Source organism: Olivibacter jilunii (genome assembly GCF_900607235.1).
In the GTDB taxonomy this organism is placed as follows: Bacteria; Bacteroidota; Bacteroidia; order Sphingobacteriales; family Sphingobacteriaceae; genus Olivibacter; species Olivibacter oleidegradans.
Genome location: NZ_LR027854.1, coordinates 21728 through 45051, shown reverse-complemented (window position 1 = coordinate 45051; position 23324 = coordinate 21728). Strand labels below are relative to the sequence as shown.

Sequence of the window (23324 nt, the reverse complement as noted above, 5' to 3'; positions counted from 1 at the left end):
TTTCTTTTTTGCTAACGGTTAACATTTGGACTACCGGTTCTCTGCCTGAATATTTTCCTGCTGTTTGACCTGATTACCCTAGGTATTCTTTTGCTGGCCGTCAGTTTCATTAGGCCATGTGGCCCATAGGTTTCCGATAGCCTGTAAATCCGCATGACGGCAAGTGTGCCACCGCCGCCGGTAAGGACAATGCATATCAGCGAAGGGATACCGACCATATAAAGTATCGCGAAAAGGATAAGAAGCACAACGATCAGTCCTCCCAGGTACCAGATATACTGTGCTTTCAGACCTTTGAATTCTACCGGAGCATTTACCCCTTTATTGATTTCGTATACACTGTTTGCCATGGCTGTTTATAGTTAAAGGGTACTGTGTCATAACCGTACGGCAGAAGTCTTACGTCCTGCCGGTTCTTCTTCCTTTTTCAGAGGAATGACAGGTACTTGTACGTCCATATCTTCCCGTTGCTTTTTGTCGGAAACTTCCGTTCCTTCCTGGATCTTTTGTGTGGCTTCCATTTTCTTTGTCAGTCTTTCCTCCAGATCTTTTAACTCTTCTTTCAGTGCAGCGAGCTCTTCGGCCCGCTGGAAGGGCTTCTCCATCAGAGAGGCAAGGCCTTTGAGCTTTTCGTCCTGTTGATTATATTTTGTCTCCGATTTCTCGCGGAGTTTGCCGACACGGTCAATAGCACTGAGAAAATAGCGTGATGCGGTTTTCGGGTTATCTCTGTTGGGCTCTCCGCCCGAATACGTATAGCGTATTCCGGTAGCGGGACTTTCGGCGTAAAGTGTGTTAAAATACCGGTACGTCCAGCCATTTTTCCCGAAACCATTGGTTTCGCAGTGGTGGTGCACGTAAAGATCATAACCGTACAGCGAGCCGATCTGTTCACGGTCTCCCGAACCTCCTTTCGGTTTCCAGCCCGAATGGATTTTGATCAGGGCATTTCCAATGATTTCCGGATCACCCGCACTCAGGTCACTCAACTGAATAGGGTTCATTTTGGTGCCGTCCTTATCCCGGAGCAGATTTTCACTGTAATGTTTTTCATCCGCCCTGAGCTTTTCGAGCGTGGAACCGGTTTTTTCATGTTCCGATTGCAGGTCTTCCAGTTCATAGCGCAGCCGAGCCTGTTCCTGCCGGTGGGAGTGATGGAGGTTTTCCAGTACGGTGATCTTTTTCTCCACACGTGATTTTTCAAGTAGCGTGGTATCTCCGGACAGGATGGCAATATATTCCGAGAAGTTCATGCCGCTCTTCTCGTCAAAAGCACCTTCGTCGATGCTCCTTACCGAGAGACCGGAATTTTTCATCTGGCTGATGAACAGCTGTTTGTTCTTGAGCAGATTGAACTTGTAGTTGTCCAGGCTCTGTTCAACGGCATAAATGAAATTCTTGATCTTGTTTCCCTTGTGTTCCTTGGCGGCCACGTTACCCTGACGGGCACCACGGCCCACACGTTGGTCGAGATCTTTTGGTGTCCAGGGGATATCCAGGTGGTGAAGGGCCACCATCCGCCGCTGGACGTTCAGGCCGGTACCGGCCTTTTCGGTACTGCCTATCAGGATGCGTATCTCTCCGCTGTTCATTTTGCGGAAGAGCTCCGGTTTTTTCCGGTCGGTCCAGTCATGGATAAAAGTGATCTCATAAGCCGGAATGTGAAAATCTTCCACCAGTTTCTTTTTAAGTGCATCGTATACGTTGAATCCTTTATTGCCCGGTGTGCCGATATCGGAAAAGATGAGCTGTGTTCCCCTGAATGCAGCAGTTTCCCCGTAAAGCAAAGCAACATTGCGGGCACAGGTATTGACCTTGTTATCGGGATGGTCTTCATATTCCGGACTGATCAGGCGCATATCCACGGCCATCTTTTTGGCGTAATTGGTCGCAATCAGCATACGGGCCTTGTCTTCTGTATCTGTTAGGGGATCCCTACCGAGAAGCGTTCCGTCACCTGTCTGGGCAAAGCTCATCAGCCTGGCTATAAATTCTTCCTGCTCGGGTGTAGGCTTGATATTGACCAGCACTTCATCCACCTGCGGGCGGTCGAGTTTGATGTGTTCGGCTGTTTTGTAATCGGTAATATCATTGTAGAACAGGGCGAGCTCGGGCACTTTGATAAAATGGCGGAAACGTTCCTTGGCAATGATCTCATTGGTCACGGAGAACTCAAAGTCGGTGGTCTTCCGGGCATAAACGGCAGCCCAGCTGTCGAAATTTGAAATGTTCTGCCGCTGAAGTTCATTGGGGCGCAGGTATTTGAAGATCAGGTAAAGCTCGGTCAGGCTGTTACTGATCGGTGTGCCCGACAGGAAGGTAACGCAGAGGTCACTCTGGAACTTTTGCTGGAGGCTGCGAACCGCAAAGAGCATATTCAGTGCCTTTTGGCTACCTTCCGTATTCCCCAGACCTGCTACGCGGTCGTGCCGGGTAGAAAAGGTCAGGTTCTTGAATTTATGGGATTCATCGACAAAAATATGGTCAATGCCCATATCCAGAAAGTAAATGTCCTGATCTTTGCGGTTATCCATGCTGCGCTGAACTTCTGAAAGACGGTTCTGCAGATTGTTCTTCCTGATCTCCAGTCCTTTCATGATCTGCTTGCCGGTCCTGCCATTACCCTTTTCCATGGCGTCCAGGTCCCGCTCCAGATTGAAAAGCTCGGTCTGTAAAATCTGCTGCTGGATCTCGGGCGACTGCAAGATCTTTCCGAACTGGTCATGGGTCAGGATAACGGCGTCCCAATTGTTGTTGCGTATCTCATGGAAAATCCGCGTCCTTTTGGCCGGAACGAAGTCACTCTCAGTGGGGGCAAGTATTCGGGCGTTGGGATAGGCTTTCCGATAGGTAACTGCAATCTCGGCTACATTGGCCTTCAATGCCAGAATAAGCGGTTTATGCGCAATACCCAACCGTTTCATTTCTCGACTGGCGACTACCATGGTCAGTGTTTTTCCCAGACCGACCTCGTGATCAATCAGGGCACCCCGGGACTGGATAATCCGCCATATGGCATCTTTCTGGGAATTGTAAAGATCATGTATTCCCAGCGCATTCCTGCTGAGTCCCGGAAATTTCAGGTGAGTACCATCGAATTTCCGTAGGACGTAGCAATTGTAGAGTTCATTATAGGCCGTTTCAATCGCTTTTTTTTCGGTGCCCGGGAGCTCTTTCATGAACAACAGGAACCTGTCCCGTATCTTTTCGATCTTTTCGTGCGCCTGTTGGATGGCCTCATTGTCGGGGACCCGCACTTCCTTTCCCTCGGCATTGGCAATAGGGTAACTGAAGGAGGGAAAGGTGTTTTCCAGTGCATGTTCGAAAAGCGTGTAGCCGTACATTGTCCTGCCACTTTTGGGCTTGATCGCATACTCTTCGGTCACGGCCAGATTGGCATCTGGAATCTCAACCTTGAAAATGTCCACCGAACGGTAATAACTGACCGTTGCCGGTGTTCCGAAAAGCCCGGAGGCAAAACGGCTGTAGTATTCCTGCGGTATCCAGCGTTCCCCAAGGTTGAAATCCAGCAGTTCAAAAGAGATCTTTTCGGGCTGCACCTTTTCAATGGCCTGTAGACTGTCGGCAAAAAAAGGGGTTTCTGCCTCTTCTGATACCTGCTCCCTGGCGACTTTAAGTTTTGCAACCACATTGCCGCTGAGGTAGCTATCTGCTGTTACCCATCTTCGTTCTCCGGGTTCAAAATAGATATGACCTTTGAGTTCCGCGATCAGCAGGTGCTGCTCTTTTCCCGTAAGCTTTCCAATATAATCGAGATCGACGCCTCCCTTATCGTTAAGGCTGACCGCCAGCGCCTCTACCGGATCTTCTGTGTGAAAATCATGGTCCGCACCGAGCGGACCGTCCAGCATATCGGCCTTGACAAAACGGTCGTGTTCCCGTCGTTCCAGAGAGGAAAATACTTCGTGCGAATATACCGGATCCAGCGTCGCCAGCTGCCTGTTCTGCGCCGAATTGAGCTGTCCATGTTCGCTGGCGAACCGATCATACAGATTGTTGAGTTCGCTGCGGGCATAGCCGGTATCCTGTTCCGCCGATTCCAGCTCCATTAGTCGCAGGTAGCCGTCCCGCAGACCGATATAAGCATGGGAAGCTTCCAGTCTGTTTTTGCCAACTTCCAGTGGCTCAAAGCCCGCACGGTCCTTTCCAAAATCCGGCTTGAGCAAACGGACGATCCGCCCTTCGTATATAAGCGGCATCCCTTCTTTATGGAAAGGCTGCAGACCATGGAAGATATCCTCTTTTTTTTCAGACAGCCCAAAAGCTTTTTCCAGGCTCCGGTCACCCTCAAAACGGAAGGTATTGCCGTAAACCGAAAGAAGGTTACGGAGTCTTTCCAGTTCAGGGCCGAGGCTCCTACCGCTGTGCCACATCGAGCGGAAGGTGATCTCCCGCAGGTTGGAAAATAACCTGTACAGATATCTGCCCGTTTTTGCCTGCTGTGCCGTAATTAGCACAACGCTTTCATGGTCGTTTTCTTCGGGAGTCCTAATGGTGGCAATGATACGGGCCGTATCCGCACGCATCGAGGCCCTGTCCAGCTCGTTGAGGTAGGCAGCAGATCTGTCGGGAGCCTCCCGTGGTATATCGAAAAGCCCGAGCTGTACAGTTACCTGCTCCCTTTTACCACCTTCGGGCGGCGGTAAAAAGGTGAGTTTTTTACCCTCTTTTACAACCTTTGCCGGCTCAATGGGGTCGTGAACGGTTTCGTAGCGGCTCCTCTCGAATCTTTTACCGAAACCGTCCAGCAGAAGAGCCTCAAGGCGCCTGCCGATACCGCTGATCTCACCCTCCTGCAGGATCTTAAGATGCGCCTCGCCATACTGGTTTCTTCCTTCAACCATCCGGTTACCCAAAATGATATCACTATACTCGGCTATGTACCGGTTGAGCGTATAGCTGCCAAAGTCATTTTCCCGGCTCACGGTTTCCAACAGGATTTTATCCGTTTCCGTAAGGGCTTTCTTACTGTTGTTTTTCTGGACAATGATCAGGTGGGAGGGAGCGTCGGTATTTCCCGTATCCCGCATCAGGTTCTCAGGCAGCACGGCAAGGGTGACAAGATCAGAACGGGAGAATAAATGCTCCCGGGCGGCACGGTTCAGCGAACTGTTAAGGAAGGTGTCCGTACTGATATAGGCAAGAAGCCCACCGTCCCTCAGTTTATCGAGACCTTTGGCAAAAAAATAATTATGGATCCTTCCGGTAAGGTTTTTATCCGTTACCGTGGGATCGTACACCGAAAAGTTTCCGAAAGGAATATTGCTGATCACCAGATCAGCCCGGCCGTTCTCCTCACGGGAAGTTTCTTCCAGACCTTTTTCCTGAACCTGTACATTTACGGGAAATGTAGAGGCATATGCTTCCAGCACCATTGCCGTCAGCTGATCTTTTTCGATAGCTGTCACGCTTTCAAGCTTAGGTACCATTTTTACAGCACCGGCGACAAAGACGCCCGCTCCTGCGCTTGGCTCATAAATATTCCGCAGGCTGATACCCAGCTTGTCCATCGTTCCGTAAATGATTTCCGGAAGAAAGTCCGGCGTGTAAAAAGCGGTTAGGACGCTGTGTTTAAGGGAGGAAAGTGTTCTGCGATATTCATCCGGGGTAAAATTTTTCCTCAGTACCGTATGGAGATCATCTAGGAGCGGATAGAGCTCCCGGTCCCTTTCCGAAGGAATCTGGTCCATCCAGTCTTCGCGGTCCCTCCAGTCGTAGAGGACAGCTTTAATCCCCCCGAAGCCGCTGTAACGCGATAATACTGCTGCTTCATCCGCTGCAAGTACCTTGCCATTACGGTAGTCAAAAGCTATACGGATAGCCGCCAGGTTATCTTTCAGTTTCTCCTTTACATTGTATCCCATATCGCACTTTCCCTTCCATCACCAATGCTCTGGTTTATGATCCCGATAGATAATCCCCGACGGCGCCCGTAATTTCATACCGCAGGTAACGGTCTTCTTCCGTTTCCTCCGAAAAGGCATTTCGCTCAAAAATGTCGCGGCAGCAGCCGAGTATATTGATCAGCTCATAGGTGAGGATACCATCCTCACGCATGCGGTGAAAATCCTCCTCAAATTCCTCTTCCAGCACACGGTAGAGGTAAAGGAACGGGGATGGGCGCAGTTTCCTGGTCAGCTCATCCATACAGTATTCCTCGATGTACAGATCGGGTTCTCCCGATTCCTGCATTTCCCTGATCTGCGGTGCAATGGCCGACACACTTGAGTTCAGGTACTCCTTCAGCCCGCCTTTGTGCTGTAGGTCCAGAAAAAGGTCAACCCTGTTGTCCACCAGATAGCTGTATAACCGTTCCTTTAATATTTTCTGCATAAATCACTTTAATTGATCCCGAAAAACGAGCGGATAATCGTGGTTACCACAACCAGAAAGATGCAGCTTCCGAACCAGGCGGCCGCAACTTTATTTGTATCCTGCTCTCCCCCGTTCCATTTTTGATACACTTTGACCGCGCCGATCAAACCGATCATCGCGCCCACCCCGTACATCAATTTTGTTCCCGCATCGAAATATCCTCTCACTTCCGTATTGGCCTGTTCAATGCCATCCAATCCGCTCTGCGCTTTTACAGCTGCCACAAACATTACAACCAGCGCTGCTGTCATTACTGCACGTAGTTTTCCCTTTTCCATCTTTCTCCACTTTCCCATACTTCACTTGTTAAAGGTTAAATTCCTGCGCTTTGCCCCGTTTTCCCCTGCCGGATAGGGCAGGGGATGGAGCGGGCTTCCGTCAGCTTCCCTCTTTCCACAACCCATCTAGCTCTACAGCACTGAGGGGGACGGAACCGTATTTTTCCAATTCAGTATTGATCACGTTATTGATAGCAACCTGAAAAGCGTTGTCCCGGAACTGTGGATAGTCATCCAATAAGGTACCAAGCAATAAGCAGAGATTATCTTTGGAAAGGCTTTTATCAACAGCCTCCATTACGGTAATCCGAATCTGATTCGATAGTTCTTCGGCCGAAGCAAAGGCTTTTTCAGTTGACTCTTCATCCGAAAAAAGGTTGTGTACTTCATCCGCTTTCGTCGCAGACCCGCTTTCTGTATCAAAATCCTCTTCTTGTTCTTCGTTTCCTTTTCGCTTTCCGGAAAGGCAGCGCTTTAGTTCTTTCGGGTAGTACCGCAAGGCGATAAGCAGGTAATAAATAATCACTGCTATGAACAATGCCGTTAAATACTCTGACCAGGTGATTCCGTTTAACATAACTTTTTTGTTTGCTTCGTTTTGTTGGAACAAAGGTGGCAAGAGCAGAAACGGCTCAGGGATACAACTTTTGCTGTATCCTAAAATTGTATCCCTGTATCCTTTGTAGATCAGGGAATTATCTTTATATTATGAGGGCGTAAAAAATATGTGCCATTGGTCGTACATATACCAATAATCCATATGGTTCCAAAAATGGAATAAGTTATGGATTGGCTGGAAGTAGTAGAAAGGTTGCAAGGGGAGGATTTTTGTTCGGTGCGGAGCTGGGAAGTGAAGTACTGAGAAGTAAAGTCGACCTTAAATATAGTGATGTTATCTGGGGCGATTCATGATTAGATTTCGAGGGAAGGACTTTCCTGAACAATGTCTTTATAAACGTTTTTCCCTTTTTGGGAAAGAGAGTTGATATTTACAATAGTTAAAGCTAAAGCCGATGGAAAAATATATCTATCTTTTTCTCACGCAACTTACGGTAATCATCCATTTGTTGTTTATATTTTTTGTTGTTATTGGCGGTTTTTTTCTAAATAAAAGCTTATGGGTCAGGATTCTACATCCGGTCTCAGTTATTTGGGGTGTATACGCGGAATTATCGTCAGGCGTGCTATGCCCGCTTACTGCGCTTGAAAATTATTTCGGTTATCATGCCGGGCTTTCAACCTACGAAGAAGATTTCATTACAAGACACTTAGTTCCGATAATATATCAGGAGGACCTGACTCGGAATATCCAATTTGTTTTAGTGGTAATTGTTATTAGTGTAAATGCCATTGCCTACTCGCTCTACTGGAAAAGAAGAAAGTTAAGATAGAAATTCCATAAAACTGTCTGTAATCTATAAACTTGTTTGAAACCATACCTTTGCGCTGATAAGATATGCGATGGAAATAAACGACAACTGTGTCAAAGTTCAGCTGATCAGTACTATTGAAAGTTCCGTCCTTTATGGAAAGCACCGCTCGCATCATCTTTATCGTCTGTCAGGCCTTTTAACAATCCGGACATGTCCAAGCAGCGTTGAGCCACCACATGGATGACTTCCCCCGCTAGCTGTACTTTACCCGCTACCATAAACAGTTTCGACCGAAGGATTTCTTTCCGATACTGTTCAAAAACCTTTCCCCATATTACGAGATTGGCAAAGCCCGTTTCATCCTCTATGGTGACAAACAGGACGCCTTTTGCCGTGCCGGGACGCTGGCGTACGGTAATGAGTCCACAAACCTTTACAGGCATATCATTTTTCATAAGGCCCAGCTTTTCCGTTGGCACCACATGCAGTAAGTCCAGTTTTGCACGAAGAAAGCTGACAGGGTGTGCTTTGATAGAAAGGGCTGTAGTGGAATAATCATGGACTACATGTTCACCTGCGGTCATCAAAGGCAATTCGATCTGTCCTTCTCTGGCGCTTTCGGACAGTTGTCCTTCAAAAAGTGCAAATGGTCTGTCAGCCAATGCTGATATCTCCCACAATGCCCGCCTACGGTCAATACCGAGCGAGCGAAAGGCATCCGCGTCTGCAAGCCTTTCCATTACGGATAAGGATAGGCCCGCATCCATCAGGGAAGTTATGGAAGTATAATCTTTACACCGCGCTTTTACCAATATAATAGCATCTTCTTCCCGAAAACCTTTTATCTGACGTAAACCCAATCGTAAGGCATGCTGTTTGCCTCTTTCGCCTTCCAGCATATTGTCCCAATGGGAATGATTGATATCGATTGGCAGTACACTTACACCGTGTTTCCTCGCATCGATAACGATCTGGGCAGGTTGGTAGAAGCCCATGGGCTGGCTGTTCAGTAGGGAAGCGGCGAAAATATCCGGATAGTAGCATTTGATCCACGATGAAATGTACACCAGAAGTGCAAAACTTGCCGCATGGCTCTCCGGAAACCCATAACTGCCAAATCCTTCCAGTTGCCTGAACACCCGTCGGGCAAACTCTTCTTTGTATCCCTTTTTCATCATTCCCTCCACCAACATCCGTTCGTACTCCGATACTTTTCCCTTGGCTTTGAAGGTAGCCATACTGCGTCGGAGCCCATCTGCCTCTGCCGGTGTGAATCCAGCGGCTATGATGGCGATTTCCATGGCCTGCTCCTGAAAGAGCGGAACCCCGAGCGTCTTCTTAAGAATACTTTTGATTTCCTCCGAAGGATAGTCCTCCGGTTCCTCGCCGTTGCGGCGGCGAAGGTAAGGATGTACCATATCTCCCTGTATCGGTCCGGGCCTGACAATTGCTACCTCGATAACCAGATCATAAAATACTTTTGGTCTTAGTCTTGGCAGCATCGACATCTGTGCACGGCTTTCAATCTGGAATACACCCAGTGTGTCAGCATGACTTATCATCTCGTATACGTCAGAATCGTCTTGCGGAATGTTTGCTAAAGTGAGATCCAGGTTATAATGTTGTTTGGCAAGATCAAAAGCTTTCCGGATACACGTTAACATGCCTAAGGCCAATACGTCAACCTTCAAAAAACCCAACGCTTCCAGATCATCCTTGTTCCATTCCAGATTTGTACGGTTTTCCATCCGGGCATTGATGAGGGGACAAAGTTCATGGAGATTACCCTGCGTAATGACGAAGCCTCCGGTATGTTGACCCAGCTGCCTTGGAAATCCGATGTACTGATGCGTCAATTCGAGCACTTTCCGTAAATGCGGATCATCGGGATTAAAGCCCTGTTCAGCCAATCTTTCCAGATCGATATGGTCATCCCAATGGCTGCTGATAATGCCCGACAACCGGCCTACGGCATCCAGTGATAATCCCATCGCCTTTGCCACATCCCGTATCGCCCCTTTTGAATGTACCTGCGTTACCGTGGCTACAATTGCTGCACGGTTGCGGCCATATTTTTCATAGATATACTGGATTACCTCTTCACGGCGTTGATGTTCAAAATCCACATCAATATCAGGGGCTTCGTCCCGCGCATCGGACATGAAGCGGGCAAAGAGCAACCTGAATTTCGAAGGATTTACTGATGTTATACCAAGACAATAACAAACGGTAGAGTTGGCCGCAGAGCCACGGCCCTGACAAAGGATGCCCCTTTCCCGTGCAAAGCGCACATAATCATAAACAGTCAGGAAATACGAAGCATAATTCTTCCGTTCGATAAAATCCAGTTCCATATTTATGGTATCCCGAATGGCTTCAGGGATATCCTCTCCGAACTGTTCTCTGGCACCGTTCCACGTCAGGTAGACCAGTTCTTCCAGTGGTGTACGGCCATTTGGAGCCAGCTCGTGGGGATACACATATTCAAGACTGTCGAGTGAAAACCTGCATGCTGCTGCAATCTCTCCGGTATGATAAATGGCGTCAGGATACTGACGGAACAACCGTTCCATTTCCTGCGTCGGTTTAAGATAACGTTCTGCATTCGGATGCAATTTGAAACCTGCGGTATGAATGGTGCATTTCTCGCGGATACAGGTCAGGATATCCTGTAACTCACGCCGTTCGGGCACATGATAATATACATCGCCAATAGCAACCAACCCGATATCCAGTCGTTCACACAGTTGGTTGAGCCGGAACAGCATCTTGGCATCATCGCCCCTATAAAGACGTTTTGCTCCAAGATAAAGCGCATGTCCTAGCATTTCCCGGTATTCCTGAACGTGCTGCATATATCCGGTTTCTAGCTCAAATGAGAGGGTGAGTTTGTCGGGCGGAAGGACGATAAACTTCATGCCTTCACTATGTTGGTAAACATCAGTTCTATATAGATGACATTGGCCTTTCTCTGTACGAAGGTTGCCCACCGTGAGCAGTGTCGATAGCCGTCCATAAGCTTCCCTATCCGTCGGATAGGCCAATAAACTGGGCCCATCCAATAAGTCCAGGCGACAGCCTGGAATAAGACGGATGCCGTGTTTTTTTGCGGCTATATGTGCACGGACAATACCCGCTAAAGTATTCCGATCAGTAACTGCGATTTCGGTATATCCCAATTCCGCGGCCTGTTCCATCAGCTCATCCGGATGCGAGGCTCCCCGTAGGAAGCTAAAATTTGTGGTAACCTGTAATTCAATGTATCCCATAAGCTAGGCAAAAAAACCGTGCAGAAACCATTGGCCGGACTGGCTGCTCCCATAGTGGCCTGAGCGATATAACCAAAAACGTTGGCCTTTCTCGTCTTCGACATAGTAATAGTCCCGGTGTTCGCCTTTATCCATCCACCATTCCCGTTCGATACGCTCGGGGCCGTCTGCTTTTTTAATGGTGTGCATTTTCCCTTTATAGCGGAATAACATAGGTGGATAATCCGGTATGGGAGCGGTAACCGTAATCGGCTCCGGTGTAGATAGCAGTCGTGTTGGTCGTGGCCTGTCCGTTGGCCAATCGATAATCGGTTTTTCTTTAATGGAAGATGCTTCCTTCACTGACCGCTCCGGCCAATAATGCTGATCCGGCAAATAACGGGAAATTTCACAGGAACCATCCCTGCTTTTCAACCGATCCAACAATTCCGATACCGCTGTGTTTTCCAGACCTGTTCGACTGCTCCATATCGACTCCTGTACGGGATCGACATCTTCTGTTTTAGGAGCTTCCAGTATAAACAGTTCAATACCCAATGCCGGTTCTATCTGCGATATCTTCAATGCGAACAGATTAAAGAGATGCGGCACATTAGCCGTTGCATGGCTGGTGCCGATGCTGATCTGTTCCATTTTTCCGTCAATACGGTGGCACTTGAGCAAAGCTTCCCGCAACCCTTTTCCTTCGCCGGACAAGCGTTTGCAGAGATTTTCCAACAATTTCTGAAGAGCAAACTCTATTCCCTTGTCCGTACTGATCGGCTCCAGGCAGGGTAAGCGTTCTTCATAAGGGACAATTGGTTTTAGGGGCACAATAAATTCATCCTCATAGCCGAGAGCCTGACCCAACCGTAACAGGAATGTGTCACCGAAGCGCCTGCGCAGAACTGTACGCGGCATCGCGGCAAAGCTTCCGACGGTTTTCAATCCCAAACGTTGCAACCGCTCCAGCGTATGCGGTTCCAACCGCAATGCGATAGGAGGTAGGGGCATCAGGGCATCAAGTTGGTCACAGCTTTCAATGATCGGTTTTACCTTGCCAAAGCGGGCAATAGCCCAAGCGGTACCGATGGTATCGGCTATGGCCATGCGGGTATCATAACCGCGCTCCTTTAACCTTGAAACGAGAGTTTTCAGGTACTTCCGTTCGCCGCCCCAAAGATGGGCGCAGCCACTGATGTCCAGAATAAGACCGTCAGGTTCATCCAGCGCAACGATTGGTGTGAAACGTATACACCAATGACCGATGGCTTTAAGCAGTTTTTCGGATAGCCTTGGACGTTCATCGATGACTTGCAGCGATGGAAGGAAAGCCTTGGCATCAGCAACTACCATACCGCGGGTAACCCCTTGCTGTTCCGCTACCGGATTGGCGGCACAGATTACCATCCGGCCATGTACGGGAGCGGCAAAGACGAAGGGAACATCCTTCATTACAGACCTACGGACCGTCATCCAATCTGTGGTCAGGTGGTGAAACCATATCGAAGCAAATCGTCTTTTCATCATCTTTATCCTAAATGCTGAATCCGTTGCGACCATTTTTCTGATTGGCTTTGTTTGCGCAGCGGAATCAGTCCATCTGCTGACCACTCCACCCGCCATTTTCCCGGATTGCCGTTACGTACCTTTAGCAGTTCCACTTCCCAACGCGGAAAGCCGATTCCCGGCATGTTTTCTTTTAATTTGCTTGGTAGGGAAGTGATCCTCCACCGGGCAGCGCAGGCCGTGGAATCCAGCGAACGTGGATTATGCCGAAGTATAAAACCCGTAACCCTGCTTTTCTCTACGGCCAGTTGAAGACGACGTGATTGTACAAAATCGAGTTTATGGATCTCGGCAATAACTGCAGCGAGTCCTTCGCACTTAAGCGCCTCCTCCATTGCCCAAAGGATATCTTTCTCGTGTTTCATACGAACAAAAACGATATGTTCCGGCGTTACGCCGAATGTTTTAAGTGATGCAGGAAACAGCGCTTTGAAACTGCTGATCCAGATGCAGATACCACCATTCTTCATCAGATTGCCCAGTAACCCGCTCATAAAGCCACATGAAACGGCACTTCCTATCCGATCCGTACTGATAAACTCATGCACGCTTCCTTTAGGGAAAATGCCGTTCGGAAAAGCTTCTTCCATTGGTCCAAGGCCAATACTGTCCTCTTGGCTTTCTTTCGGCCTCACTCCCTGCCAGAGCAACATGTTCTTTTTCAACCTGCTTATCAACGCACGCTTATCTTCTGATATCTTAGCCATATCGTTACAAATTAGGACAACAAAACTAATACTAATAATATTAGTAAACAAGATGTTTTTGCCATTGCTTTTGGTTGAATAGAGAAACCATCTGTCAAGTATTGTAGGCATAATATTGAGTTTTTCTATTTATAAATTCCTATTTAGATCTTTAGCAAACAATATTGTTTAAAATCTTACCTAACCGTGCAAAAGCTGGCTGAGGGATGGTTTGGCAGTCTGTTTCAGAGATAAAGATATTGTTTCTTATGAGGGGGGCCAGAAAGGCTTTGATGCGGTAAATCAAAGAATATTTCATCCATAGTTTAAAATGATTGGCTAAATCGATAGTTTGTTATCATCTATACCAAATACTGTTTTTCAACACTCCCTGATCCATCGGATCATTTTTTCCAGCGAACGGATAGTAACCAGTTTATCGTTTTCCTCTGTTGGATAAGCATTGCTTCTTAGGCTGTTCGCAGAGATTTCTTCCTGATTTGCTGTTGCAAATATCGGAGCCATTGTTTCACAGACGTGGCTAAAGGATGGTGCATCGAGTAGTTTTGTCTGATCGGCCGCCCGCAGAAGAATACCGTACTGATCCACAGAAAGTTTGAGAATCACCTTTGTATTCTTTGTTTTTCGCGATAGTGGACTTTCTTTTACGGCCGGGACGGATGAACTTTCAATCATGGGGGTATACGGATTCCGTGTAAACCAGTTATGCATAATTCTATGAAGGGATTGATGAGTATTAGAGTAATAGATATCCCTTCGTATATTTATTTCCCGAAAATACTTTCGGCCATCAATGTTATTCTTTGCTCCTTTCAAAATCTTTTGCTGTAAATAGGAGACGAAATGTGCATGGTTGAAATTCATATTGATCAAAAATTCTTCAAGGGTATTGAAATGGGAAATTTGCTGTATAGCCTCCATAGACAACAGTCCCCCGAGCATTTCCTGCCAATAGTTCAATTGACCAAAGGTCACCTCTTTGTTTTCAAGAGTTGATATTGCAGATGGGATTACAATCCGATCAATGATGGGTTCATGTCTAAAAAAAGCCTTTTCTTTAACTTTCTTTAAAAGATTTTTCAGACCGCTTACCGTGATATTCCTGAATGTATCCGATACCGGCGAGTCATTATGTAGATAGTTTGGAAATCTCATTTCAATCAGAGATAACAGATATTCTACAAACTCCTCGGCATAGCAATTCAGTTCATAAATCCGCGGATAGGTTGTTTTCGTATGTTTCAGGTTACGTCTGACATGTTCCCGAAGCAGTACAAACTGAAGATGATACCGGTTAACCAAACGCTTGCATTGCCGCTCATTTTTAAGCGATAATAATTTTTGCAGAAATTCAAATGGCAGTGTTTCTTTATTTTCGGCCAATGTTCTGGCTACCAGTATAACTTCTTCCCGATTTAGGGGAGTGACTGCGGAACCCGCTGCTGAAAGTTTATTGATGATCAGGTTGTCCAACCATTTAAAAGAGTAAATCGCTCCCATATCCACCATATTAAGTAAAACCCAGAACTCAGGACAAAAAAAAGACTTGATTCCCTTTTAAAAAAGTGGATAAAGTGGTGGGATAAACCGCTTCCATACGCGAAATCAGGCAATCACGCACCTTAACACCAAAAAATTGTGGCATTGTTCGCCTCCATTTTTTTGGCTCCCTATTAAGTGCCATTAGGAAAACTCGATGGTCAGTGCGGAATTCTATCAAAATTAAACTCATTTTAGTAGAAAAAAAGAAAATATTTAACCAGGGTAAGCTAAAAGGTATTTTTTGCTAAAGCCAGTAGCCACTCGCTACTAAAATATTTAGTGTGGCTTAAGCCTAAAATTGCTCCCCTTAATAGAATTGTTTTGTAACCTCTTTACCGGTAACCAAAATAGATTTTTGAGCTGCTTTTAACCCTCTTTCAGTTACACTGATGGTTATCATGATGAAAAATTGAAGCCACTTTATACCACCCGAAAAACTGGCTTTAAATAGTGCTCAGCTGTAATAAAACCGTGGTAAGCTCAACCATTTTTAACTTTTGCCACTTGACGGATTTACGCATTCCGTTTTTATTAGTATCAACAGTTAAACCGTCAGAAGATATGCAGTTTGAAGATTTCTTTGATATTCTGGATAACAAGAGAATGTTGAAAAATGATTTCCGTCAACAGGTCAGGAGTTTATTGATGATCAGGTATTTTGAAAAGGGCGATTTATGGCAGGGAGAGCAGAATTCTGCGATGGAAATCCCCTTCGTCCATAAAGGGACTGCTGTCGGTTTTCGCCCGCTTGACGGGAAAAGGCAGATATGCAACCTATGGGAGCAAGGGGAGATAATCATTTGCGGGAATAATATTTTTGGAGAAAATAAAGACAAGGCAATATATGTTCAGTTCCTTGAACTGTCGTCTACTTATGTCCTGAACACCTTGGATATTATCAAACTTTGCAACAGGCACGGCGATGCACGGTTTATGGTGCAATATTTTTTGGCAAAAGCTTTTAAAAGAATGGAGGATCAAAATTATAGGCTCTCCTATCTTTCGCCGGAAAAACATTTGGACGTGGTTATCCGATCTACCGTAACCACCCATTTTATTGAAAGAGTAATTTTCTCTTTACTGCAAAACTCAATGCTATGGAAGAATTAAGGAAAAGACTGCGATCTCTAAAAACCGCTGATGAAAAGACTGTCACTTTATTGGAAAACCTTTTTATCCCAGTAACGTTCAAACGGAATTGGGTAATTTCTTATCCAACGGGTATTTCTGCGGCAAACCTTTATTATATCACAGATGGTCTGGTAATGAGTGTTATTTCGAAACCCGATGAAGACTACTGTTTATGGATAATTAATAAAGGTTTTATAGTGCCGGGGAACGGTTTTCTAACTGGAAAAAAGAAAGAAGAAGTTATTGAGGTACTCAATGATACTAAGGGTTACGCTCTGAATCTTTTACGGACAGATACCATTGCCCGTAATAATATCAATATGTATAGAATGTTGTTGGAAATTTATGAAGAAGCTTTGGTAGAAGGAGCAGGAAGGGAAATCATGTTGCGGATTAAAAATATAACAGACCGATATGATCACTTTCTTAAGGAGTACCCTGATCTGGCTCGAAAACTGACCATTGAACAACAGGCCAAGTACCTGCAAGTTGACAGGAGATATCTGTACAAGATTATTAAGTAAAACCACCTACCTTTATGACTGGTTTTCTCTGTATCAGACTAATTTTATTCAAATCGAAAGGCATTGTCCTCGAGGGCAATCTTATTTCTGACGATTCAATGCAATTTTTTGTATCTACTCATTATTACCAAAATAGCTCCGTAGTATTCGAGACATTATTACAGTTAAAAATACTATGGATACGATTATCAATAGCCTACGAAAAGGTGATAATGGACCGCGGTTCATAAAAAACCAAAAGTCTGTTCTATCCGGAGAATTTCTATTCGTATGCTCAAATCTAAACGCAGACAATGAAGATCCCAAACTTTATAAGCAAAATATCCCGATAGATATTTACAATATACATACTGGAATATATGAGGGAAGCTTTTACATTCCTTTGTCCGAAAATAAATTGATCAAGAGTTTTGTGTATGATGGTCAGATCTTGGCGGCTTTGTATTATGATAATGTACTGGTACGATATGATTTGAATTTTGATTCAGTTTCCTTTAGTCATAGACAACAAGAACATCTACAAGCCGAGGCTCTATATTAACAACAAAACCATATTTTTCCAGCGTTTCCTTAAACAGCTTAACATCGAATTTATTATTTATAATAAGGCCGTTTCTGGGATCTCTAAGGGATGAGTCATGAAAATCTATTACGATGTTGACAGGATAATCAATACCCGTTTCATTGATCAAAGGTTCGGCGTTAATGAAATATTTAAATAGGTTAAAAAACTTTTCTATAGGCTGATTTAAAACGCCTATAGAATCAGCCGTAAGTATTGTCCTTTTATTACACGATGAAGGTTGTAATATGTTTCCTGAATTCCCTTTCCTGACAACAACAGTTGGGATTGTCCGCTTTTCTATTCTGGCCTTAATAGGAAAATATCTGTTCAGATCATCAAATATTATGTTAAAAACAATACTATCTGGAACCCCATATGGCAGCTTTAAATTATAAGTTTTAACGTTATCCTTGTCGTATTCTTGACGGTTTGAATAATTTAAATAAGGGAAATGTCGAGGAAAAAATGGCAATGGAGACAGTTTTTTATTCGCATAACGCTTGTATACAACAGAATCTTTAACCTCAACAAACACTCTTTGGGAATTTATTGGTGCCATTAATCCTAACTTAAAGTAGGAAAATACAGTATAAAACATACCTATCGGAGTAAGCTCCAAATTCACACTTTTGATAAATCTGTCATCATCATATCTACTAAGTGATCCGCGGCCAAGTCCTCCATCCTTTAATGATGAGGACCAGATAACATTTGTATCATCTAATTTATCATTGCTTGAGCTATGGCTTCCACCAAAATCGTCTTTCAAAGCCAAGGTTGTTTTTTCTCCCGCAAGTAGCTTTTTTATATTGTGATCAGTCAATTCAGATTCACTGGTGAGCGCAATTATCTTCCTATCAGAATCAATTATTACCTCATGAGGTATAATAATATGTGGAAATGTTTTCTTAAGGATACTATCTTCTGTTATAAATGGTAAAGTGATGCTTTCATTTTTGGTAATTTCTGATCTCTTCAATAAGCTGTTTACCTTTTGAAGATCTTCAGAAGTAACCACTAATATCTGTATTCTATCAGCATATTTATCCTGAAGTTTCTGAAGTTTTGGTAATGCGTTTATACACGCTTGACAATAACTTGCCCAAAAATCAAGAATGACCAGTTTCCCTTTAAAATCGGAAAGTATGGTTTTACCTTTGTATTTGGTTGATTTTCCCAATACAAAGTTGTGAGGAATGGAATCTCCGATATCAATAGGACGTATTTTTTGGGCAAAAAGGCACTTAGTGCAAATTATTATAATAAAAAGTATTTTAACTGTTTTCATAGTGTTGATTTAGTATCCCGGATTTTGTGTTAAAAATGGATTAGATTCTATTTGCGATTGAGGTATGGGCCACAACATTTCAATTTTACCTTTTTGTTTCAGATTTATCCATACGTTACACCATTCCAGAAACAGTTCATTTTTTCTCTCTTTATCAATTTCATTAATTAGATTTTCATTATCCTGTGCTAAATCTGATAAACCGGCCCTTTTTCGTATTGTGTTAATGTCATTTATTGAACCCTTGATATTACCCATCTTTAGCCTTGACTCGGCTCTTATTAAGTATTGTTCAGCTAGCCTGAATACGACTAAATACTCCGTTAAGTTTTCACTTCTCTGGATTTTATATTTATAAGGAAAGTAGTATGTCTGGCTTTTGATTTCTTTCTTACCTATCCAGGAAGTTAATCTTAGGTCATCTCCAGAAAATGACTGAATTGTCTCATCGGTGAAATAATAATCTGGAATCGCCTCGTTGGTAAGAGATGGAGGAACCAATATCCGTCCAATATTAGTGTTGTAGGAAGGAGTAACTGGCATTAATTGCCATATCGTTTCTTTGCTGTTTTTTAAGAATATAGTTTCTGGATACTCTAATTGATATAAATTGCTTTCTATAATGATATCTGAAAACTGTTGGGCCTTTTCCCAATTCTCTAAAAGAAGATTGACTTTTGCCAACAATGCACATGCTGCAAAATAATTCGGTCTTATTCTTTCAGGATTACTATAGTCCTTGTTTAGAGCTCCTATTGCATCCTCTAAATCTGAAATAATTTGTTCATATATCAGCTTACTATCAGTTCTTGGTTCGATTGCATTTTTTTCGTAGTCCGTGCCCGAAATTAAAGGTACATCGCCATATAAGTTTGTGAGGAAGTAATAGCAAAATCCTCTTAAAAATTTAGCCTCACCGATAAAATTCTGTTTCACGGGTTCACTTAGACTATTCGAGTCATTCAATCCCTCTATTACGGCGTTCAGACTATAGATAGTCGAGTAGGTATTAGTCCACAAATTGGTGATTATGGAATTGTTTATCTGAATAGAGTTGTTTAAAAAATCAATAAGCTGCTGATCAGAAGCGGCAAAGGTTATTTCCTTAGCAGTTAACGATGTTGCAATCTGCATTTCCGCATTAAGTGTATGACTAATGGAAGATAGGTCACTATAAATACCGGAGAATACAGCGTCTACCGTTTGTTTATCATTATATACATTTGATCCAATCAACTGGTTGGGAGGTGTATCAACCTCTACAAATTTTTCGCATCCTGTAAAAATGAATGCTATTGTTATCAACCAAAAAATATTGAGTTTACTGTTCATTGTGTCAGGAGTTAAATTGTTAGCTGAAAGCCTAAAGTAACCGTCCTTAAAGGCGGTAAGACGACCATACTGTTAACTTCAGGATCATTTCCCTCATATCCAGTGAATGTTAAGAGATTTTGTCCCTGTAGATAAATCCGAAACCGCTGGATATTAAATCTATTTACCCAATTAGACGGTATAGAATAACTTAGAGAAGCATTTTTAAGACGTATGAATGAAGCATCGGTCATTACGCCATTCGATAAAAGATAGTTAGTTCTCGAAGAGGATGCTATTCCTGTAGTGCCGAAACGCTGAATATCTGTCTCTTCGTTCTGTGATTGCCACCTATCCTCAAAGATCACAGGCATATTATAATTCATTCCTCCGGCAAGGGCAGGTAAGGTATAAATGAAATTTCTACCTGTTTTCTTAATAAATTGGAAAAATATATTTAGTTCAAATCCCTTATACTCTATACTATTATTAAATCCCCCATAGAATTTTGGAGTAAGATTGGTAATGGCCGATTGTCCGGCATTGACATCAGCTGACCATAAACCTGTCTTTTGATCAATTCCATTATAAGGATATGCTTTCGCAATATTTAAGGAATGCCCGATTTCATATTTATTTGAATAGCTGGAAGCTTTGAGATTCGGAAATTCTAAAAGCTTATTTTCTGCCCTGGTCAGATTGAAGGAGGTTTTCCAAGTAAGGTTTTTATTTTGAATATTCAAGGTATTCACTTCAAATTCGAATCCCACATTTTCAACCAGTGCGGGAAGATTCCGAATAACTCCCGTAAATCCCGTTTGTGAAGGAAGGGAATATTGCAATAATTGGTTCCCACTTCTATTTCTAAACCATCCACCTGATAGTAAAATTCGATCCTTTAAGAATCCCAGATCTAACGCAAACTCCAGTTTTCGGTTGCTTTCCCATTTATACACGGCATTGAATAACCGCTGGGCAACTAAACCGCTAACTCCGCCGTAAGGATATTTAACACTGCCATAGGTATCCATAAACTGGTAATTACCTATTTTATCATTGCCCGTTAATCCAAAGCTGGCTCTGATCTTTCCAAAACTTAAAAAAGATACGTCGTCTTTAATGAAAGGTTCTTCAGTAAAGATCCAAGCCCCACCGATAGCGCCAAAGTTGGCAAACCGTTGGCCAGGGCCGAATCTGGATGAACCATCTCGACGAGCGGTAAGGTTTAGTAAATAACGTTTTTTAAACTGATAATTAATTCGACCAAAGACAGACTGATACTTATACAGACTGTACAGTTCACTCGTACTTATAGTTCCAGCGCCCGCAGAAGTGTGTAGGAGGGCTTCATTACTGTAATTACTTGCATTAATAGTTGTTCCTATGGTTTCTTCCTTCTGCCAACTAGCTCCCAATAATACATCTATTCTATGATTATCAAAGGATTGGTTATAGCTAATTTGTGGTTCTATAATCCAATTTCTAATGCGGGATTTCGCAAATTGGGATTGACCACTCGTCCGTGAGGCCGAAGGCACATAGGACGCCAACGGAAATAATTTTGTTTCTTCCAATTGGAGATAGGTGTATCCTGTATTTACTTTAACCTGGAAATTCTTACTAATTGAATATCCGAGACTCAAATTACTAACCATATTATCTGTTACCGAATTGATCGTCTGTAAAGTTTGAGCTATGGGATTGCTTCGGTTAGCAGAACCATTTTCATTCCATGCAAAAGAACCGTCTTCGTTATAAAGTTTTAGATTTGGAGCACTGTAAATTCCTGATGTAAGATCAAATGAAGGCAAATTGTTGTCATCATTCGAATAATTTAAAGTTAATGATGAGCGTAGTTTTCCGTTTTCCGAACGATGGGTGAAATTTAATTGCCCACTTCCTCTTTTATCAGCATCTTTATTTGGATAAACATTGGTTTCTCTTCTAAATCCACCGGTCAACCGGAACTGCGTGTTGATACTACCGCCTGATAGGGCCGCCTGAATGTCGGTAAGACTTGCGGTATTCCCGATCAGTACTTGCATCCAATCCGTAAAGCGCTCTTGGTTGTATAGTAAAAGATCAGGAGCATTGGTATTTGTAGGCGTAATGCCGTCATTGGCCAGTGCTTCTTTACGCATAGCCAAATATTGCTCCGTATTCATTAAAGGCATTGTGTGACCGACTTTGCTGAAACCGGTATAAGCGTTTAGGTCTACTGTGGTTCTTCCTATAGAACCTTTTTTAGTTGTAATAAGAATCACTCCATTGGCACCTCTGCTTCCATAAATAGCCGTTGCATCAGCATCTTTCAACACTTCAATGCTCTGAACATCCTGTGGATTTATACTGTTAAAAGGGCTTTGTGACCCTGCCGAGCCAGCTATTTGTGATAAACTTGTACTTAGCCAAGGTACGCCATCTATAATGTATAGCGGTTCATTCCCGTTTGCAATTGAGCTCTGGCCGCGGATCAATATATTAAAATTCGATCCTGTTCGTCCACTTTGTTGTGTTATCTCCACTCCAGGGATGCGTCCTTGTAAGGCTGCTATTGGATTCGCGACAGGTTGTCTCGCAATTTCGGCCGCTGTAACCTTACCTACGCTTCCGGTATTCAAGCGTTTGGTAGTTTGCCCATAAGCAATTACTACCGTTTCGTCAAGCTTGGAACTAAGTGGTTTAAGAATGACAGTTTTCAGTGTTTTTAAGCCGTCGTAAATCCTATTTTCCGGTGCATAGCCAATGTATGAAAAACGAATATTTACGCCCTTAGGTACAAATTTTAACCTGAATTCACCGTTCTCATCACTGTTAGTAGTTATATTAGTGCTTTCAATCCGGATTGTCACCCCAAGCAATGGCCTCCCCAAACTGTCCGTTATCTTTCCCCTTACGCTGTCTTGTTTCGTTTCAGTTTCATTCGGTTTTACGTTGAACTTCGGGACTAAAGTGATAATTTTCTCGTTTATTTTGTATAGAAAAGGTTGATCGGCAAAGACCCACGGTAGTACTTTTAAAATTTCCACCTTAGTAGCCTTAAGTGTTAAAGGCTTGGCCTGGGACAGATAGACTTCGTCATATAAAAAACTATATCCACTCTGCTTACTTAATTCTTCCAATACTTCTTCAAGAGGTGTGTTCCGAACCGACAAACTAACTTGCTGTGAATAAACTTTCGCCGATACCTGCAAACTTAAAACTAGCAATAGTAGGATATTTAGTTTCATTAAAACAAGGGTTCTAATCTGCGTTTTGCTTAAATTAAGGCCGTTGCTGCGTGTTTTTCGACGCAGTAATAGACTGATATGAATACTTTTATTCATACATTTGTGTTAGGTTAGTTGTTAAATATTTAGTGAAATGAATGTCTGCGATTGACCGATGAACCG

16 protein-coding genes are annotated in these 23324 nt (G+C 43.7%); 4 read left to right on the top strand and 12 right to left on the bottom strand.

Translation table 11 applies throughout. The features are described from left to right. Positions 1 to 11: 11 nt before the first annotated feature. From E0E36_RS20345 to E0E36_RS20325, 5 genes are all read right to left on the bottom strand, one after another. Positions 12 to 350 carry a DUF4133 domain-containing protein gene (locus E0E36_RS20345; RefSeq protein ID WP_130857531.1) on the bottom strand — a complete coding sequence of 113 codons (339 nt, stop codon included), beginning with the start codon at positions 348 to 350 and terminating at the stop codon, positions 12 to 14. 27 nt (positions 351 to 377) lie between these two features. Then, complete coding sequence (locus E0E36_RS20340) at positions 378 to 5885, bottom strand: helicase-related protein (RefSeq protein ID WP_130857530.1); 5508 nt, start codon at positions 5883 to 5885, stop codon at positions 378 to 380. Between the two features lie 34 nt (positions 5886 to 5919). Further along, on the bottom strand, positions 5920 to 6354 hold the full coding sequence (locus tag E0E36_RS20335) for a hypothetical protein (protein ID WP_130857529.1): 435 nt from the start codon (positions 6352 to 6354) through the stop codon (positions 5920 to 5922). Between the two features lie 8 nt (positions 6355 to 6362). Then, positions 6363 to 6692, bottom strand: a complete 330-nt coding sequence (locus E0E36_RS20330) for a DUF4134 domain-containing protein (protein ID WP_130857528.1) — start codon at positions 6690 to 6692, stop codon at positions 6363 to 6365. 82 nt (positions 6693 to 6774) lie between these two features. Beyond that, entirely contained in the window at positions 6775 to 7251 is a 477-nt protein-coding gene (locus tag E0E36_RS20325; protein ID WP_130857527.1) for a hypothetical protein, read from the bottom strand. A gap of 436 nt (positions 7252 to 7687) precedes the next feature. Between E0E36_RS20325 and E0E36_RS20320 the strand changes: the two genes are divergently transcribed. After that, a complete protein-coding gene (locus E0E36_RS20320) occupies positions 7688 to 8065 on the top strand; it encodes a DUF2784 domain-containing protein (protein ID WP_130857526.1) in 378 nt (125 codons plus the stop codon). A gap of 113 nt (positions 8066 to 8178) precedes the next feature. Here E0E36_RS20320 and E0E36_RS20315 read toward each other — a convergent pair whose 3' ends face one another. From E0E36_RS20315 to E0E36_RS20300, 4 genes are all read right to left on the bottom strand, one after another. After that, positions 8179 to 11316, bottom strand: coding sequence for an error-prone DNA polymerase (locus E0E36_RS20315; RefSeq protein ID WP_130857525.1), 3138 nt, complete (start codon positions 11314 to 11316; stop codon positions 8179 to 8181). Between the two features lie 3 nt (positions 11317 to 11319). Further along, positions 11320 to 12825: a Y-family DNA polymerase gene (locus E0E36_RS20310; RefSeq protein WP_341273592.1), complete on the bottom strand. Its 1506-nt coding sequence runs from the start codon at positions 12823 to 12825 to the stop codon at positions 11320 to 11322. Between the two features lie 2 nt (positions 12826 to 12827). Beyond that, positions 12828 to 13571 carry an ImuA family protein gene (locus E0E36_RS20305; protein WP_130857524.1) on the bottom strand — a complete coding sequence of 248 codons (744 nt, stop codon included), beginning with the start codon at positions 13569 to 13571 and terminating at the stop codon, positions 12828 to 12830. 360 nt (positions 13572 to 13931) lie between these two features. Next, positions 13932 to 15071: a hypothetical protein gene (locus E0E36_RS20300; protein ID WP_130857523.1), complete on the bottom strand. Its 1140-nt coding sequence runs from the start codon at positions 15069 to 15071 to the stop codon at positions 13932 to 13934. Positions 15072 to 15674: 603 nt separating this feature from the next. Here E0E36_RS20300 and E0E36_RS20295 point away from each other — a divergent pair. From E0E36_RS20295 to E0E36_RS20285, 3 genes are all read left to right on the top strand, one after another. Next, a complete protein-coding gene (locus E0E36_RS20295; protein WP_165447040.1) occupies positions 15675 to 16223 on the top strand; it encodes a Crp/Fnr family transcriptional regulator in 549 nt (182 codons plus the stop codon). Beyond that, positions 16211 to 16768: a Crp/Fnr family transcriptional regulator gene (locus tag E0E36_RS20290; RefSeq protein ID WP_130857521.1), complete on the top strand. Its 558-nt coding sequence runs from the start codon at positions 16211 to 16213 to the stop codon at positions 16766 to 16768. The genes E0E36_RS20295 and E0E36_RS20290 overlap by 13 nt, the downstream gene beginning before the upstream one ends. Positions 16769 to 16943: 175 nt before the next feature. Next, a complete protein-coding gene (locus E0E36_RS20285) occupies positions 16944 to 17309 on the top strand; it encodes a hypothetical protein (RefSeq protein WP_130857520.1) in 366 nt (121 codons plus the stop codon). On the opposite strand, the gene E0E36_RS20280 is transcribed toward E0E36_RS20285, so the two are convergent. From E0E36_RS20280 to E0E36_RS20270, 3 genes are read right to left on the bottom strand one after another with little or no spacing between them, the layout of a single operon-like run. Further along, entirely contained in the window at positions 17263 to 18621 is a 1359-nt protein-coding gene (locus tag E0E36_RS20280) for a TlpA family protein disulfide reductase (RefSeq protein ID WP_130857519.1), read from the bottom strand. The two genes, E0E36_RS20285 and E0E36_RS20280, sit on opposite strands and share 47 nt — an antisense overlap. Positions 18622 to 18630: 9 nt before the next feature. Further along, entirely contained in the window at positions 18631 to 19953 is a 1323-nt protein-coding gene (locus E0E36_RS20275) for a RagB/SusD family nutrient uptake outer membrane protein (RefSeq protein WP_130857518.1), read from the bottom strand. Between the two features lie 11 nt (positions 19954 to 19964). After that, positions 19965 to 23258: a SusC/RagA family TonB-linked outer membrane protein gene (locus E0E36_RS20270; protein WP_130857517.1), complete on the bottom strand. Its 3294-nt coding sequence runs from the start codon at positions 23256 to 23258 to the stop codon at positions 19965 to 19967. Positions 23259 to 23324 lie beyond the last annotated feature (66 nt).

What these genes read in the sequence shown, in the direction of transcription:
- E0E36_RS20345 (WP_130857531.1), bottom strand. Translation starts at nt 350, where the DNA reads ATGGCAAACAGTGTATACGAAATCAATAAAGGGGTAAATGCTCCGGTA.
- E0E36_RS20340 (WP_130857530.1), bottom strand. Translation starts at nt 5,885, where the DNA reads ATGGGATACAATGTAAAGGAGAAACTGAAAGATAACCTGGCGGCTATC.
- E0E36_RS20335 (WP_130857529.1), bottom strand. Translation starts at nt 6,354, where the DNA reads ATGCAGAAAATATTAAAGGAACGGTTATACAGCTATCTGGTGGACAAC.
- E0E36_RS20330 (WP_130857528.1), bottom strand. Translation starts at nt 6,692, where the DNA reads ATGGGAAAGTGGAGAAAGATGGAAAAGGGAAAACTACGTGCAGTAATG.
- E0E36_RS20325 (WP_130857527.1), bottom strand. Translation starts at nt 7,251, where the DNA reads ATGTTAAACGGAATCACCTGGTCAGAGTATTTAACGGCATTGTTCATA.
- E0E36_RS20320 (WP_130857526.1), top strand. Translation starts at nt 7,688, where the DNA reads ATGGAAAAATATATCTATCTTTTTCTCACGCAACTTACGGTAATCATC.
- E0E36_RS20315 (WP_130857525.1), bottom strand. Translation starts at nt 11,316, where the DNA reads ATGGGATACATTGAATTACAGGTTACCACAAATTTTAGCTTCCTACGG.
- E0E36_RS20310 (WP_341273592.1), bottom strand. Translation starts at nt 12,825, where the DNA reads ATGATGAAAAGACGATTTGCTTCGATATGGTTTCACCACCTGACCACA.
- E0E36_RS20305 (WP_130857524.1), bottom strand. Translation starts at nt 13,571, where the DNA reads ATGGCTAAGATATCAGAAGATAAGCGTGCGTTGATAAGCAGGTTGAAA.
- E0E36_RS20300 (WP_130857523.1), bottom strand. Translation starts at nt 15,071, where the DNA reads ATGGGAGCGATTTACTCTTTTAAATGGTTGGACAACCTGATCATCAAT.
- E0E36_RS20295 (WP_165447040.1), top strand. Translation starts at nt 15,675, where the DNA reads ATGCAGTTTGAAGATTTCTTTGATATTCTGGATAACAAGAGAATGTTG.
- E0E36_RS20290 (WP_130857521.1), top strand. Translation starts at nt 16,211, where the DNA reads ATGGAAGAATTAAGGAAAAGACTGCGATCTCTAAAAACCGCTGATGAA.
- E0E36_RS20285 (WP_130857520.1), top strand. Translation starts at nt 16,944, where the DNA reads ATGGATACGATTATCAATAGCCTACGAAAAGGTGATAATGGACCGCGG.
- E0E36_RS20280 (WP_130857519.1), bottom strand. Translation starts at nt 18,621, where the DNA reads ATGAAAACAGTTAAAATACTTTTTATTATAATAATTTGCACTAAGTGC.
- E0E36_RS20275 (WP_130857518.1), bottom strand. Translation starts at nt 19,953, where the DNA reads ATGAACAGTAAACTCAATATTTTTTGGTTGATAACAATAGCATTCATT.
- E0E36_RS20270 (WP_130857517.1), bottom strand. Translation starts at nt 23,258, where the DNA reads ATGAATAAAAGTATTCATATCAGTCTATTACTGCGTCGAAAAACACGC.